13 protein-coding genes, 1 tRNA gene and 1 riboswitch are annotated in these 15352 nt (G+C 66.8%); of the genes, 10 read left to right on the top strand and 4 right to left on the bottom strand.

The window, feature by feature from the left end:
- The first annotated feature begins 357 nt into the window (after positions 1-357).
- The 3 genes from N1F91_RS11955 (at position 358) to N1F91_RS11945 (ending at position 3160) form a co-directional block, all read left to right on the top strand.
- Positions 358-1977, top strand: coding sequence for a fumarate hydratase (locus N1F91_RS11955; protein WP_289992389.1), 1620 nt, complete (start codon positions 358-360; stop codon positions 1975-1977).
- A gap of 134 nt (positions 1978-2111) precedes the next feature.
- The gene (locus N1F91_RS11950) at positions 2112-2735 is read left to right on the top strand and encodes a L,D-transpeptidase (RefSeq protein WP_289992388.1); all 624 of its coding nucleotides are present in this window, start codon (positions 2112-2114) and stop codon (positions 2733-2735) included.
- 23 nt (positions 2736-2758) lie between these two features.
- The gene (locus N1F91_RS11945; protein WP_289992387.1) at positions 2759-3160 is read left to right on the top strand and encodes a rhodanese-like domain-containing protein; all 402 of its coding nucleotides are present in this window, start codon (positions 2759-2761) and stop codon (positions 3158-3160) included.
- Positions 3161-3164: 4 nt separating this feature from the next.
- Here N1F91_RS11945 and N1F91_RS11940 read toward each other — a convergent pair whose 3' ends face one another.
- The gene (locus N1F91_RS11940) at positions 3165-4076 is read right to left on the bottom strand and encodes an alpha/beta fold hydrolase (RefSeq protein ID WP_289992385.1); all 912 of its coding nucleotides are present in this window, start codon (positions 4074-4076) and stop codon (positions 3165-3167) included.
- 47 nt (positions 4077-4123) lie between these two features.
- Here N1F91_RS11940 and N1F91_RS11935 point away from each other — a divergent pair, with 47 nt between their 5' ends.
- The 3 genes from N1F91_RS11935 (at position 4124) to N1F91_RS11925 (ending at position 9269) form a co-directional block, all read left to right on the top strand.
- Positions 4124-4576, top strand: coding sequence for a MarR family transcriptional regulator (locus N1F91_RS11935; RefSeq protein WP_289992382.1), 453 nt, complete (start codon positions 4124-4126; stop codon positions 4574-4576).
- Positions 4577-4640: 64 nt separating this feature from the next.
- Positions 4641-4839, top strand: a riboswitch (cobalamin riboswitch).
- Between the two features lie 104 nt (positions 4840-4943).
- Positions 4944-7856 (top strand): ribonucleoside-diphosphate reductase subunit alpha, encoded by a 2913-nt coding sequence (locus N1F91_RS11930; RefSeq protein WP_289992379.1) that lies wholly within the window; start codon positions 4944-4946, stop codon positions 7854-7856.
- A 291-nt stretch (positions 7857-8147) separates the two neighbouring features.
- Positions 8148-9269 carry a ribonucleotide-diphosphate reductase subunit beta gene (locus N1F91_RS11925; protein WP_289992378.1) on the top strand — a complete coding sequence of 374 codons (1122 nt, stop codon included), beginning with the start codon at positions 8148-8150 and terminating at the stop codon, positions 9267-9269.
- A gap of 12 nt (positions 9270-9281) precedes the next feature.
- On the opposite strand, the gene N1F91_RS11920 is transcribed toward N1F91_RS11925, so the two are convergent.
- Positions 9282-10025 (bottom strand): TetR/AcrR family transcriptional regulator, encoded by a 744-nt coding sequence (locus tag N1F91_RS11920; protein WP_289992377.1) that lies wholly within the window; start codon positions 10023-10025, stop codon positions 9282-9284.
- 326 nt (positions 10026-10351) lie between these two features.
- On the opposite strand from N1F91_RS11920, the gene N1F91_RS11915 reads away from it, so the two are divergent.
- The 3 genes from N1F91_RS11915 to N1F91_RS11905 all read left to right on the top strand — a co-directional run bounded on the left by N1F91_RS11915 (position 10352) and on the right by N1F91_RS11905 (position 12256).
- Positions 10352-10427: transfer RNA gene (locus tag N1F91_RS11915), tRNA-Lys, on the top strand.
- A gap of 516 nt (positions 10428-10943) precedes the next feature.
- Positions 10944-11672, top strand: coding sequence for an alpha/beta fold hydrolase (locus N1F91_RS11910; protein ID WP_289992376.1), 729 nt, complete (start codon positions 10944-10946; stop codon positions 11670-11672).
- Positions 11669-12256 carry a DUF4286 family protein gene (locus N1F91_RS11905; protein ID WP_289992375.1) on the top strand — a complete coding sequence of 196 codons (588 nt, stop codon included), beginning with the start codon at positions 11669-11671 and terminating at the stop codon, positions 12254-12256. Before N1F91_RS11910 ends, N1F91_RS11905 begins: the two co-directional genes overlap by 4 nt.
- 10 nt (positions 12257-12266) lie before the next feature.
- Here the strand turns inward: N1F91_RS11905 and N1F91_RS11900 are convergent, their stop codons facing one another.
- Positions 12267-13001 carry a cyclase family protein gene (locus N1F91_RS11900; RefSeq protein ID WP_289992374.1) on the bottom strand — a complete coding sequence of 245 codons (735 nt, stop codon included), beginning with the start codon at positions 12999-13001 and terminating at the stop codon, positions 12267-12269.
- 1 nt (position 13002) lies between these two features.
- Positions 13003-13914 carry an NAD(P)-dependent oxidoreductase gene (locus N1F91_RS11895; RefSeq protein WP_289992373.1) on the bottom strand — a complete coding sequence of 304 codons (912 nt, stop codon included), beginning with the start codon at positions 13912-13914 and terminating at the stop codon, positions 13003-13005.
- Between the two features lie 343 nt (positions 13915-14257).
- On the opposite strand from N1F91_RS11895, the gene N1F91_RS11890 reads away from it, so the two are divergent.
- Positions 14258-15310 carry an aminopeptidase gene (locus N1F91_RS11890; RefSeq protein WP_289992372.1) on the top strand — a complete coding sequence of 351 codons (1053 nt, stop codon included), beginning with the start codon at positions 14258-14260 and terminating at the stop codon, positions 15308-15310.
- The last annotated feature ends 42 nt before the right edge of the window (positions 15311-15352 follow it).

Here is a 15352-nt window from a genome sequence, read left to right as displayed (position 1 = left end):
GCTCGCGGCAGGCCGGGTGCGCAGGCGCGGACGTCGCACCACGTCGCGCCCCCCTCTGCCCTGCCGGGCGGGGCGAACCACCGGTCTCGCCCGTCCTTCGGACCCCCCACGAGGGGGGAGATCACGTGCTCCGCCGCCTTCGACAACAGCCGACGTCGTTGGACGGGCGCCGAGACCGAAGCTGCCGATCTCCCCCCGTGTGGGGGAGATGGCCGGCAGGCCAGAGGGGGCGCGACGGGCCGTGACGTCCGCGCCTCGGCCTGCCGCAACCTCCCTTCGATACCACCCCTTCCGATGGACTTTTCAGGCGGCGCCGCTACAACGGCGCTGCCTTTCGTTCCAGCCAGGAGCCCGAACGTGACCGAGCCGGTTCTCGCCGACCTCTTCCCCTTGGCGCCCGACCAGACGCCCTATCGCAAGCTCACCTCCGACCACGTGGCCGTCGAGACATTCAGGGGCCAGGACGTCCTCGTCGTCGAACCCGAGGCGCTGCGGCTCCTGTCGGAGACGGCCTTCGCCGACATCAACCACCTCTTGCGCCCCGGCCACCTGCGGCAGCTGGCGTCGATCCTCGAAGACCCGGAGGCGACCGACAACGACCGCTTCGTGGCCTACGACCTCCTGAAGAATGCCAACATCGCCGCCGGCGGCATCCTGCCGATGTGCCAGGACACCGGCACGGCGATCATCATGGGCAAGAAAGGCCGCCGCGTCTGGACCGAAGGCGGCGACGCGGCAGCGCTGGGCCAGGGCGTGCTCGACGCCTATGAGCGCAAGAACCTGCGCTATTCGCAGCTCGCGCCGCTCTCGATGTTCCAGGAGAAGAACACGAGGAACAATTTGCCGGCGCAGATCGACATCTACGAGGAGGGCGAGGACGCCTACAAGTTCCTGTTCGTGGCCAAGGGCGGTGGCTCGGCCAACAAGACCTTCCTCTACCAGGGCACGCCGTCGCTGATGACGCACGACCGCATGATCGACTTCCTGAAGGAGAAGATCCTGACGCTCGGCACCGCCGCCTGCCCGCCCTACCACCTCGCCATCGTCATCGGCGGCACCTCGGCCGAGATGAACCTGAAGACCGTCAAGCTCGCCTCGACCCGCTACCTCGACGGCCTGCCGACCGAGGGTTCGGAGGACGGCCACGCCTTCCGCGACGTGGCGATGGAGGCCGAAATCCACCGCCTGACGCAGCAGATGGGCGTCGGCGCGCAGTTCGGCGGGAAATATTTCTGCCACGACGTGCGCGTCATCCGCCTGCCCCGCCACGGCGCCTCGCTGCCGATCGGCCTCGGCGTCTCCTGCTCGGCCGACCGCCAGGCGCTGGGCAAGATCACGAAGGACGGCGTCTATATCGAGGAACTCGAGACCAATCCGGCCCGCTACATGCCCGACATCGACGAGGAGAAGCTGACCGCGCACGTCGTCCAGGTGGACCTGAACCGGCCGATGGCGGAGATCCTCGCCACGCTGTCGCAGCATCCTGTGAAGACGCGTCTGTCGCTGACGGGAACCATCGTCGTTGCGCGCGACATCGCCCATGCCAAGATCCGCGAGCGGCTGGAGCGCGGCGAAGGCATGCCCGACTACATGAAGAACCACCCGGTCTACTATGCCGGCCCGGCCAAGACGCCCGCCGGCTACGCCTCCGGATCCTTCGGGCCGACGACGGCGGGCCGGATGGACAGCTATGTCGACCAGTTCCAGTCCTTCGGCGGGTCGATGGTGATGCTGGCCAAGGGCAACCGCTCGCGCCAGGTGCGCGAGGCCTGCGGGACGCATGGCGGCTTCTACCTCGGCTCGATCGGCGGCCCTGCCGCCCGGCTGGCGCAGGACTGCATCAAGAAGGTCGAGGTGCTGGAATATCCAGAACTCGGCATGGAGGCGGTGTGGCGGATCGAAGTGGTCGATTTCCCCGCCTTCATCGTCATCGACGACAAGGGCAACGACTTCTTCAAGGAGCTCAATCTCGGCTGACAGTCGGCGGGCCGGACGGCCGCACGCCGCGCGCGTGAAATATCTCGCAGTAACCCTTCCGTTACCGGGTTTAATGTCTGTTGAGCGTTCGCGCTCGACTGATAATCTCCGGACAACGACGAGAGAGGGGAACCATGAGACAGATCGGATTTCGACTTGCCGCCGTCTTCGCAGCGGTGATGACGCTGAGCCTCGGCCTGCCGCTGGCAGTCGCGCCCGCTGAGGCCGAAACCTTCTGGCAGAGGGTGATCCGCGGCGGCCACGACCGCCCGGGCGCCGGCACCCAGCGCATGTCGAACCAGTCGCCGATCCCGCGCCAGACCGTGCGTTACGACGGGCCGCACGGCCCCAACACCATCATCGTCGACACCTCCGAGCGCCGCCTCTACTACACGCTGGGCAACGGCCGGGCGATCAAGTACGGCGTCGGCGTCGGCCGCGACGGCTTCACCTGGGCGGGCTCCAACCGCATCACCCGCAAGGCCGAATGGCCGGGCTGGACGCCTCCCCCGCAGATGATCCGCCGGGAGGCCGCCAAGGGCCGCAAGCTGCCGGCCTACATGCCGGGCGGTCCCAACAATCCGCTGGGCGCCCGGGCGCTCTACATCGGGTCGACGATGTACCGGATCCATGGCACCAACCAGCCCTGGACGATCGGCCAGGCGATGTCGTCGGGCTGCATCCGCATGGCAAACGACGATGTCGTCCACCTCTACAGCCAGGTGAACGTGGGCACGAGGGTCGTCGTCCGGCACTGACGGGGACGCGCGGAGAAAAACGCATGACGGCGAAGAAGGGCTACAAGGATCTGCTGGCGGAGGCGAACGCCATGGTCGAGGCCCTGGCCCCGGCCGCCGCCGCGGAACTGCTCGGCCGCGAGGACGTCGCCTTCATCGATCTGCGCGATCCGCGCGAACTCGACCGCGAGGGGCGCATGGCCGGCGCGGTCCACTGCCCGCGCGGCATGCTGGAGTTCTGGATCGACCCGGAGAGCCCGTATCACAAGGAGATCTTCTCCTCGGACAAGCACTTCGTGTTCTTCTGCGCCGGCGGCTGGCGCTCCGCGCTCGCCGCAAGGACCGCGCTCGAGATGGGGCTCGAGCGTGTCAGCCACGTCGAAGGCGGCTTCTCGGCCTGGAAGGAAGCCGGCATGCCGCACGATCCCGGCAAGCCGAAGCCCTGAGATCTCAGTGGACGGCGGAGAGATCCGTCGCGCCGGCCACGAAGCCCGACAGTTCCGCCAGAACACCCGGCCCCGCGACGATCCGCCGGTGGCCGAGCCCCGGCGCCCAGACGAGCTGCACGTGCCGTCCGGCCGCCGCATAGGCTTTCGCATCTTCCGCCGAGACCTCCTTGTCGTCGGGCGCATGGATGACCAGCGTCGGCACTTCCACCTCCGCCAGCTGGTTGGCGCCCACGAAGCGTTCCAGCGGCCGGCCGGCCACCCGCTCGACGTGATCGAACAGCGCCGTCTGCGCGCGCGGCCCCAGCGACAGCATGCGGCCGAAATCGGCGAAGAAGGCCGGCATCGAATTGGGTGCGGAGATCAGCACCAGCCGGTCGGCGGCGATGGGGGCGAAGCGCGGGATCGAGCCGGTGACGGCGTTGACCGCCACGGCCCCGCCGAAGGAATGGCCGACGACCGCCGCGAAGGGGCCGAACCAGTCGCCCGCCGCGCTGACGGCCTCGACGGCGTTGGCCATCGTCAGGCGCCGTCCCGACGAGACACCGTGCCCCGGCAGGTCGAGCGCGACCACCCGTGAGCCGGCGCGGCGCAGTGCGTCAACCAGCGCCGCCATGTGCTCCGTGCGCGAGCGCCAGCCATGCAGGACGAGCACCGTGCGCCGGAACGGCGTGCCCGCCGGCGGCCGGAAGTCATGCGCCACGACGTGGCCGGAGCGGATCGGCAGGCGATGATGCCTGGCCTCCGCCATGAAGGGAGCCGCCTGCGCCACGGCTGCGCGCTCCTTTTCGGTGAGCTTTGCCGGATTGGGCGTGCGGCAGAACAGTTCGAAGGCGGCGCGGCCGGCGAGCACGGGCGCGAGGTGGTCCGCCACCCGGAACGTGGAACGGATGACACTCAGCGGAAATGATGCCATGGTGGGAATCCGAAATTCGTTCAATCGTGAACATTATTAGTTCAAGCATGAACAAAAAACAAGACCTTCCGTGGGACAACCCGCGCTTTCGCAACTGGATCGCCGTCGTGCGCGCCGAGAAGGCGGTGGTGCGCGCACTGACCAAGGCGCTGGCGCCCTTCGACCTCAAGCTGGCGCAGCTCGACATGCTGATGAACCTCTACCGGCATCCCGGCATGTCGCAGCACGATCTCGCGCGCAAGCTGCTGGTCGGGCGGTCGAACATCACCATGCTCCTGCCGCAGCTGGAGAAGCAGGGCCTGCTGCGCCGCGAGAACGACTTGAGCGACAAGCGGGTGATGCGGCTGACGCTGACCCCGCAGGGCGAGGCGCTGCTGATGGAGGCGCTCGCCGTCTACACCGCGCTGATCGACAAGGTGATGGCGCAGTCCTCGCCGCGCGACTGCGACATGCTCGGCGAGCAGATGCGCCGGATCGAGGCGATCCTCGCCGAGGACTGAGCCGCCACGGCTGCAATCCAAAGCTGCATTCACTCAAGCGATTGACATCCACCCCCTCCAGGACACAAGACTTGGTGGTCACGGTCTCTCGAATCGCAAGATCGAGAGCCAAGAGGGAAGCCGGTGCGATGCCGGCGCTGCCCCCGCAACTGTAAGCAGAGAGCTGCTGTCACGCAGAGCCACTGGCGCCTTCGGGCGCTGGGAAGGCAGACAGCAGCGACGACCTGCGAGCCAGGAGACCTGCCGCGACACCAAGAACGTCCACGGGCGGGGTGTCCCGGTGGTTCGCTTGCTCCGGTCGCCTTATGGCGTCCGGATTCCCGCATGCGTCCGCCTGCTCTCCGTCCCCAGCGCATCGGGGATGATGATGACAGCGACTGCCGAACGACAAGCCAGCCCGACCCAATTCGCCAGGCCCCCCGCCGCGACCGCCGACGACGGTTACCGGCTGATCCGCCGCAATGGCTCAGTCACCCCCTTCGACCCGTCGAAGATAGCGGTCGCTCTGACGAAGGCGTTCCTGGCCGTGGAAGGCCAGTCCGCTTCGGCTTCGCGCCGCATCCACGACATCGTCGCCGGTCTGACCGGCCAGATCGTCGCCGGTCTCGCCCGCCGCGCCGACGCCGGAAGGGTCTTCCACATCGAGGACGTCCAGGATCAGGTGGAACTGGCGCTGATGCGTGGCGAGCATCACAAGGTCGCCCGCGCCTACGTGCTCTACCGCGAGGAGCGGACGCGCGAACGCGCCCGGGCGCAGGCCGCGGCGACCCCGACCGCCGCCCCTGCCCGGGCGCTCCATGTGACCACCGCCGACGGCGCGCGCGCGCCGCTGGACGAAGGTCGCCTGGCGACCGTCATCGGCGAGGCCTGTGCCGGTCTCCCCGGCGTCGCGGCCGATGCGATCCTCGCCGAGACGCGGCGCAACCTCTACGACGGCATCTCGCTCGACGAACTGGCGCAGGCGCCGATCCTGGCCGCGCGGACGCTGGTGGAGACCGAGCCGAACTATTCCAAGGTCAGCGCCCGGCTGCTGCTCGACAAGCTGCGCCGCGAGGCGCTGAGCTTCGTCGCCGGCCGCCCCGACCAGGCCACGCAGGCCGAGATGGCCGACCGCTACGGCGACTATTTCCGCGCCTATGTGAAGGCCGGCATCGACAACGAACGGCTGGACCCGGAACTCGCCCGCTTCGACCTCGCCCGGATCGCGGCCGCCCTGAAGCCCGAGCGTGACCTGAAGTTCGACTATCTCGGCTTCCAGACGCTCTACGATCGCTATTTCCTGCATGTCCGCGGTCATCGGTTCGAGCTGCCGCAGGCCTTCTTCATGCGCGTCGCGATGGGGCTTTCGCTGCGCGAGATCGACCGTGAGGCCCACGCCATCGCGTTCTACGACCTCATCTCGTCCTTCGACTTCATGACCTCGACGCCGACCCTGTTCAATTCGGGGACGTTGCGGCCGCAACTGTCGTCCTGCTTCCTGACGACGGTGGCCGACGATCTCGACGGCATCTTCAAGGCGGTGAAGGACAACGCGCTGCTCGCCAAGTTCTCCGGCGGCCTCGGCAACGACTGGACCCCGGTGCGCGGCCTCGGCGCCCACATCAGGGGCACCAACGGCGAGAGCCAGGGCATCGTGCCCTTCCTCAAGGTCGCCAACGACACCGCCATCGCGGTCAACCAGGGCGGCAAGCGCAAGGGCGCAGTCTGCGCCTATCTCGAGACCTGGCACATCGACATCGAGGAGTTCCTCGACCTGCGCAAGAACACCGGTGACGACCGCCGCCGCACCCACGACATGAACACCGCCAACTGGATCCCCGACCTGTTCATGCAGCGGGTGGAGGCCGGCGGCCAGTGGACGCTGTTTTCCCCGGACGAGACGCCCGACCTGCACGACCTCTACGGCAAGCCGTTCAAGACGGCCTACGAGGCTTATGAGGCCAAGGCAGACCGCGGCGAAATCAAGGTGTTCAAACGGGTTGCGGCCGTCGACCTGTGGCGGCGCATGCTGACCATGCTGTTCGAGACCGGCCATCCCTGGATCACCTTCAAGGACGCCTGCAACCTACGCTCGCCGCAGCAGCATGCGGGCGTGGTGCATTCCTCCAACCTGTGCACGGAGATCACGCTCAACACGAGCGCCGACGAGGTGGCGGTCTGCAATCTCGGCTCGGTCAACCTCGCCGCCCACGTCACCGCCGACGGGCTGGACCAGGCGCGGCTGGCGCGCACGGTGAAGACCGCCATGCGCATGCTCGACAACGTGGTCGACATCAACTTCTACACCATCCCCGAGGCGCGCCGCTCCAACCTGCGCCACCGCCCGGTGGGCCTGGGGCTGATGGGCTTCCAGGACGCGCTGCAGACGCTGCGCTTGGCCGCCGCCTCGGACGCCGCCGTCGCCTTCGCCGACACCTCGATGGAGGCGATCAGCTATTGTGCGATCTCCGCTTCCGTCGATCTCGCCGCCGAGCGCGGCCGCTATCCGAGCTTCGACGGCTCGCTCTGGTCGAAGGGCATCCTGCCGATCGATTCGCTCGACCTCCTGGAAGACGCCCGCAACGGCGACGTCGAACTGGACCGCTCCAGAACGCTGGACTGGAAGAGCCTACGCCGTCGCGTGGTGTCCATCGGCATGCGCAACTCCAACTGCATGGCGATCGCGCCGACGGCCACCATCTCCAACATCGTCGGCGTCTCGCAGTCGATCGAGCCGGCCTACAGCCAGCTCTACGTCAAGGCGAACATGTCGGGCGATTTCACCGTCGTCAGCGCCGATCTGGTGCGCGATCTCAAGGCGCGCGGGCTCTGGGACGAGGTGATGGTGTCGGACCTGAAGTACTTCGACGGCAAGGTCAGCCGGATCGACCGCGTGCCCGACGATCTGAAGGCGCTCTACGCCACCGCCTTCGAGATCGAGCCGCAATGGCTCATCCGCGCCGCTGCAGCCCGGCAGAAATGGATCGACCAGGCGCAGTCGCTCAACCTCTATATGGCCGAACCCTCCGGCCGGAAGCTCGACGAAGCCTACCGGCTCGCCTGGCGGCTTGGCCTGAAGACGACCTACTACCTGCGCACGTTGTCGGCGACACATGTCGAAAAGTCGACGCTGAAGGGCACCGACGGCAAGCTCAATGCGGTGAAGGCCATGGTTTCGGCACCGCCCGCCATCGTCCACGCTCCGGCCAGGCCCGCTCCCGAGCCGGCGGCGATCGAGGCAGCGGCCGCCTGGGGCAAGGCCTGCGCCATCGACGATCCCGACTGCGAGGCCTGCCAGTAGCGCCGCCAAGCACCCCCTCACCGTCTCGGGCTTCGCCCGATCCACCGTTCCGGGTCGAAAGCCCGCGAGGGGAGCCGCCAAACGCCCCCTCACCGTCATGCTTCGCATGCCACCTCTCCCCCTGCCCGGGGGAGAGGAAAAGGCGCGGCGTCGAGGCGCTTTTCCTCGCCCCCATGAAATGGGGGAGAGGTGGATCGGGCGAAGCCCGAGACGGTGAGGGGGAACCTTCGAACGCAAGCCGCGGCGGTTGTCCTTACCCACGCCGACGTCCCTTTCAGGAGATCCCATCCCATGCTCGACTGGTCAGACCCCGGCCCCGCTCCCCTCCCCGCCCTCGAAACCAATCCCGCACCTGCCGCCGACCCCACCGGCCTCGGCGACATCGACCGCGCGGGCGGCCGCGTCTCCGTCGACGAGAAGCGGATGATCAACTGCCGTGCCGACGTGAACCAGCTTCTGCCTCTCAAGTACAAATGGGCCTGGGAGAAATACCTGGCGGCCTGCAACAACCACTGGATGCCGACCGAGGTCTCCATGCAGGCCGACATCGCCTTGTGGAAGTCGCGCGACGGGCTGACGCAGGACGAGCGCCACGCCATCAAGCGCAATCTCGGCTTCTTTGCCGCCTCCGAATCGCTCGTCGCCAACAACATCGTGCTGGCGATCTACCGCCACCTGACCAATCCCGAATGCCGGCAGTACCTGCTGCGCCAGGCCTTCGAGGAGGCGGTGCACACCCACACCTTCCAGTACATCGTCGAAAGCCTCGGCCTCGACGAGGGCGAACTGTTCAACATGTATCGTGAGGTGCCGTCGATCACCGACAAGGCGGCCTGGGCGCTGAAGCACACGCAGAGCCTCGACGACCCGGAATTCCGCACCGGCACGCAGGCAGCCGACCAGCGCTTCCTGCGCGATCTGGTCGCCTTCTACGTCGTCTTCGAGGGCATGTGGTTCTACACCGGCTTCGCCCAGATCCTCTCGCTCGGCCGCCGCAACAAGATGGTCGGCATCGCCGAGCAGTACCAGTACATCCTGCGCGACGAATCGATTCACCTGAATTTCGGCATCGACGTCATCAACCAGATCAGGGCCGAGAACCCGGATCTGTGGACGACGGCGTTCCAGGACGAGGTGCGCGGCATGCTGCGGGACGCAGCCGAGCTCGAGGCCGCCTATGGCCGGGACACCATGCCGCGCGGCTTCCTTGGCCTCAACGCGGTGCTGTGCGAGCAGTACATGCGCTTCATCGCCAACCGCCGCTGCGCCCAGCTCGGGCTCGTCCCGGTCTTCGCCGAGACGGAAAACCCCTTCCCGTGGATGAGCGAGGCGATGGACCTGAAGAAGGAGAAGAACTTCTTCGAGACCCGCGTCATCGAGTACCAGAACGGCGGCGCGCTGGCCTGGGACTGAGAGCCCTCGCCGTCACGGACAGGGCGCGCCGTCCGTCGTGTCGAGGATGACCGGCTCGCCGCGATGGAGCCGCGCCGCGACGTCTTCGCGCAGTTCGAGATGGTCGGGCAGGAACAGCCTGAAATAGGCGACGCTCGCCCGGTGCGCCTCCTCGACGGCCTCGTCGGTGATATCGCCGTCGCGGACATAGGAAATGCCCAGGACGGCATCGACCACCTCGATGAAGGTCAGGAGCTTGGTCTCGACATCACGGATGAACGGCAGGTGGAAGGCACTGTTCAGCCGCCTGAACAGCAGCTGCGCGGCGCTGGTGTTCTGCGCGATTTCGGCGCGCCAGGTCTCCATGCCGCCGAAGCGCCCGAGGAACAGCTTCTTTGCCTGCGGCGTGGCGCGAAAGAACTCGACGGCCTCGCGCAGCTCCTGCGCGAGAAAATCCTGCCAGCTGCGCAGTGCCGAAGGCGGCACCGGCCGACGCTTCTGCATGATGCGTATCTCCGACACGTAGCGCTGCACGAGCGCCATGAAGGCAGCCTCCTTCGTCGGGAAGAAGTGATAGACCGAAGCTGCAGGAACGCGGGCGTGCTCGGCGATCTGCGAGAGGCCGACATCCTCGAGGTCGTGGTCCACGAGCAGCGCCTCGAGACTGTCGAGCAGTCCCTCGTAGCGCATGATGCCGCGGCCGCGCGACGGCACCCGCGGACTGGCCCGCGTCTGCCGCTTCACCGCCTTGCCGGCTCCCTCATTCTCGATTCCCACGTCTTCCCCTCTCCTTTTTGGTCCCCGAACCAGCATAACGCATGCAACGCGGATTGTTCACCATATTGAGAATAAAGGACGATTTTCTTGTGCTGGCCTTCGTCTGGAAAAGCGGGACGCCGCAGGGGCAGGCACGACCGCCGGATTCGACAGGTCTGCCAGCATAGCGCGGACCGGCGCCGATGCGCCATCGATCGCGCAACGCCGGCGCCTCACCGGCCAGCTGTGGAGCAGACGCGTTTTTGTCACGATCAAGGCTTGCATGCCGCGGATCGACCCGCTATGAACCCGCCACGTTCGAGGTCACGACCGGCCGCGAACTCCGTGGGTGATTAGCTCAGTTGGTAGAGCAGCTGACTCTTAATCAGCGGGTCGTAGGTTCGATCCCTACATCACCCACCAAAAATCCTTTCCGATCAGAGATATACGACCGCTCGCAGAAGCCGCGATCCGCGCCCGCCTAAATCGCGGCGGATGTTTGGCCCGTAGGAAGGCTCGCTTGGAAGATAGCCTGCCACCACAGCGGTCCTGGCTCGCTCCCCTTGCTGCCGGATCCGAACACGCCTGCGCATGAGCCGAACGCTGGACGGAATTGCCATCGCGACGTTCGTCGCGATGGCCGGGATGGAAGGCCTGGATGACTCCGCCTCGGAAGAATGGCCAGAGGGATGGACTTCTTCACCCGACGATCGTGGCTCACGTCCTGATCGCTTCGCGACGAATTCCGAACCGTCGCCGGAACGACAGGCTCGATCACCCGGCGCAGGATCGACCGCTTGATACGGCCGCATTTCGAAGCGCGCGCAGCGGCAGTCACTGTTGCGACCCGAGTGAATTCTGCTATCAAGTGTCGACAATCGAGGAGCGCGAATGTCAGCGATACGGCTTCATGTCCAGAGGTCCGGCACCGGGAGCCCATTGGTTCTGCTCCATCCCGTCGGCCTCGACGGCACGTTCTGGGACGGGTTGATCGGACCCCTGTCCAGACGCTGCCAGGTTCTGGCCGTCGACACCGCCGGACATGGCGCCTCGGCGGATCCGACCCGTCCGGGGCGGATGGCCGAACGGGTGACGGACGTCATCGATCTGATCCTTCAGGAAAAATGCGGACCGGCCGTGCTCATCGGCGTCTCGTTCGGCGGCATGATCGCGCAGAATGTCGCCCTGGCCCGGCCGGACCTCGTTTCGGGCCTCGTTCTCGCAGGCTGCCCGGGTCGGATTCCGGCGGAAGCGCGCGAAGCGATCCTCGCGCGCGGTGCGGAAGCGGAGCGCGACGGCATGCCGGCGGTGGTCGAGGCGACGCTGCAGCGCTGGTTCACGCCATCCTTCTTGTCGACAGAAGAGGTTGCGGGCGTCCGCCGTCGGCTGCTCGAGGACCTGCCATCGAACTGGGCGGCGTCGTGGGAGGCGATCGCCGAACACGATGCGCTGGAGCGACTGGGCAGCTTTGCCGGCAAGGCGCTCGTGATCGCCGGTGAGGCCGATGCCGCCACACCGCTTCCGGCAAAGCAGGCGCTTGCCGCAGCCATTCCAGGAGCGCGGCTCGTCGTCCTGCGCAACGCGCCGCACATGATGCAGATCGAGCAGCCCGAAGCCTTTCTCGGCGCGGTCGAAAGCTTCCTCGACGAAACGACGGGGACGACATGACACACGCCCGGGGACTTCTGCTCGTCCATTGCGATCCGGAGCCGACGCTCGAGGAAGAACTCAACGCCTGGTACGACACCGAACATCTGCCGGAGCGCGCGGCGATCGCGGGGTTCGAGACCGCGCTGCGTTTCACCTCGCTCGGCGACGGGCCACGCTACCTCGCGATCTACGATCTCGCCGACCTCGACGTGCTGGAATCGCCGGCCTATCGGGCGGTGTCGGGTTTGAACTTCAGCCCGTGGACGAAACGCGTCACGTCCCGCGCGCGCCCGGTCCGGCTGACGGCGCGCCAGGTCGAAACGCAGGCCGGCACCGTCGCCTGCACACGGCTGCTGCTCTTGCAGTTCGACGCTACGAGCAAGGACGCCGCGGCGATCGAGGCAGGCCTGGAGGCGAGCTTCGGCAGCCACCCGGGGCTGCTCCAGTGCCGTCTTTTCGAGGGTATCGAGCCGGCGCAGGATTTCATGCTGGCGATCTGCGGTTTCGCGGGACCAGACATCCCTGCCCTCGACATGGCCGGCTTCGGCACCCTGGCGGGCCGGCTGACGCTTGCCGCGCGCTACCGGCCCTACAGGCGCTGAACGCCGACGGTCAGTCCACCGCCCGCGCCATGGCCCGGACCGGCGACCCGTCCGAGCCGGCGATGCCGAGGCCGGCAAAGATCGCCTCGATGCGACGGTTGGACAGTTTCGGCAGGTTCGCCACGTGCTCGGCGATCAGGATGCCGTGCGGCAGCAGCGTGTGGTGGACCGGCCAGTAGAATCCGGCCGGCCGGTTGGTCGGAGCGCGGTCGGGCGTGGCAAAATCGACGCCGATCATCTTCACGCGCCTGTCGAGAAGCCACTCGGCCGCTTCGGGCGTAAGCGAGGCGTGGCGGGTGTAGGATGGATCGTCGATCCGGGCCGCCCAACCGGTGTCGAACAGCACGATGTCGCCGGGCTGGACGACCGGGCGCGCCTTGTCCAGATCCGCGGCGTCGATCAATCCATATTCCTCGACGGCGAAGGACCAGACCACACCCGGGCCGTAGAGCCGCTCGAGCGGGATCTCGTCGGCGGCCGGCCCGTCGATGATGAAATGGTTCGGCGCGTCGAGATGCGTCCCGTGATGGGTGATCATCTCCATGATCGTCAGGTTGGCGTTGTAGTCGGGCATGCTCTTCCACTTGCGGAAGGACGGTCGCGGGTAGTTCGGGATCGCAGACAGGTCCTCCGTCAGGCGGTGAGACAGGTCGATCCAGGGCGTCGTGCCCACGCCGATGACCGGATCGGGGATGTCGATCCAGCCCTTCCAGCGGGTGCCCCTGAAATGGGTCTGGTCGCACATCTCAGGCATCCCTCCGCGCGGCCTTGCCGACGACCTCGACGCCGGCCCACTTCTCGACCACCTTGATCAGGCTGGTGTAGTCGTCGTCGCCCCGCCCTTCCGCCATGCCCTGGAACCAGATCTGCGCCGCGCTGGAGCTGACGTGGTGCGGAACACCTCGTTCCCGGTATTCCTCGAGGCAGAGCATGACGTCCTTGTACATGGTGGCGAGCTTGCCGCCGTAGTCGAAGGTCCGCGGCAGGATCGACTGCGGAAACTTGTCGAGCGTCGCGCCGGTGCGACCCGTGCTGACGTTGATCAGCCCGACGAGCGTGTCGGCGTCGATGCCGGCCTTCACGCCCATCGTCACCGCCTCGAAGGACACGGCCATGGCAGTGGCCGAGATCATGTTGTTGCAGAGCTTGGCGACCTGCCCCTGCCCCGGCCGGCTGCCGACCCTGAAGACGTTTCCGGCGATCGCGTTGAGCACCGGTTCGCAGGTGGCGAAATCGGCGTCGCTTCCGGCGACCATCGTCGTCAGCGTGCCGGCATTGGCGCCGCGCGGTCCGCCGCTGACTGGCGCGTCGAGAAAGCCCGCCCCGCGCGCCGCCATCGCCGCGGCAATCTCCTCCACCACGGCCGAGCCGATGGTCGACATCTCGACATAGACGCCGAAATCCGCCGCGTCGCGCACCCCGCCTGCTTCGAGGCCGACGGCGCGGCTGACGGCCTGGTTCGGCAGGCAGGCGATCACCACGTCCCTGCCCGAGGCCGCCTCGGCGATCGACGCGGCCGCCGTGGCGCCTTCGGCCGTCAGCGGAGCGGTGGCGCGTGCGGAAGGATCGTAGACGGTCAGGTCGAACCCCGCCCGCACCACCCGCAGCGCCATCGGTGCGCCCATCTGGCCGAGCCCCAGAAACGCGATCCTTGTCATGGGCGGCTCTTCCTCGTTGCAGCGACGGCCGACTTATGTCGACAGAATTCGGAATAGATACCGGTCGCCGGCGCCTCCGGTCAAGCGCGCCGACCATCGAAAGGCTCACCGGATTGTCGCGCCAAGGCCTCGCGCCAGTTGCCGGATATGAACAAAGCACACGATTTCCCGTCTCAGTCCGGAAACGACGTCGCTTCTCTGCCCTTTCCTCGCCGAAGGAAAGATGTGAGTTCTGCCAAATTGAGTGTCGACACTCTTGACGACACATTCCGCGTCTGGCTATCTGTCGACACTTGAACGGCCCGGGTAGCCGGGCAGCATCGCTCTGGGAAGGAACGTCGTCATGGCTGCGGGCTCGCTGGTCACGGGAAGCATGGAATATCTGCGCAAGCCGCTGGTCCGGAACGTCAAGAAGGGCGACCGAGCGCTGGTGCTCACCGATACGGCGCATGACCCACGCGTCTGGCAGGTCGTCATGAGCATCCTCCAGGAGATCGGCGCCGACGTGACGGTGGCGCTGTTCGAGCGGCGGCCGGCCGACTACTACGATCCGCCCTCCGCCGTGTGCGAGGCGATGATGAAGTCGGACGTCAACATCCTGCTCGCGTCCACCGGCATGCTGCATTCTCCGGCCAGCTTCCGCGCCATGGAAGCGCGCATCCCGTCCATCTGCATGGATGGCGGCATGACGCTGGAGTGGTTCCAGTCGGGCGCGGTGACCGAGGACATGAAGCAGGTGATGGTGCGCAAGCACTACGTGGCGAAGGACATCTTCGGCGCCGACGCGAAGGAATGCCGCGTCACTTCGAAATACGGGACCGACTTCACCTACCGCGTCGACGGCCGCATCTTCGTGCCGCCGCTGCCGGGCGAGAGCTTCGACCCCTACAAGATCGTCGATTTCGACAAGGACGAGAACCGCAAGGGCGGCAACCTGTATTACTACCTGTTCCCGACCGGCGAATTCAACGTCGCGCCGGTCGAGGGCTCGGCCAATGGAAAGCTGGTCATCGACCTGACGATGCATCACATCGGGCGACTGGAAGACCCTATCGAGCTAAACGTGGAGAACGGTCGTGTGGTCTCGATCGAGGGTGGCGCCTCGGCGCGTGTGCTGCGCGACTATCTGATCGAGTACGGAGACGAGAACGCCTACATGTGCCCGGCGGAAGCGTCCATCGGCGTCAACGCCAAGGCGTTGATCCGCGGCATCCAGCGCGAGGACAAGAACGTGATGGGGGCGATGCATTTCGGCCTCGGCACAAACATCGACGTCGGCGGGTCGATCCGCTCGAAGATTCATATGGACGGCGTCGTGCTGGCGCCGACGCTGTACGTCGACGGCGACATGCGGATGGAAGAAGGCCGGTTCCTGCGGCCGATCGAAGGCAACTGACCGCCCGACTGGACAGGCCTGCCGGGTCGCGCAACCGGGTGC

The organism is Aquibium sp. ELW1220 (assembly GCF_030398385.1).
Taxonomy (GTDB): Bacteria; Pseudomonadota; Alphaproteobacteria; order Rhizobiales; family Rhizobiaceae; genus Aquibium.
Note: the sequence above shows the minus strand (reverse complement) of the source record. Positions and strands in the feature narration are given on the sequence as shown.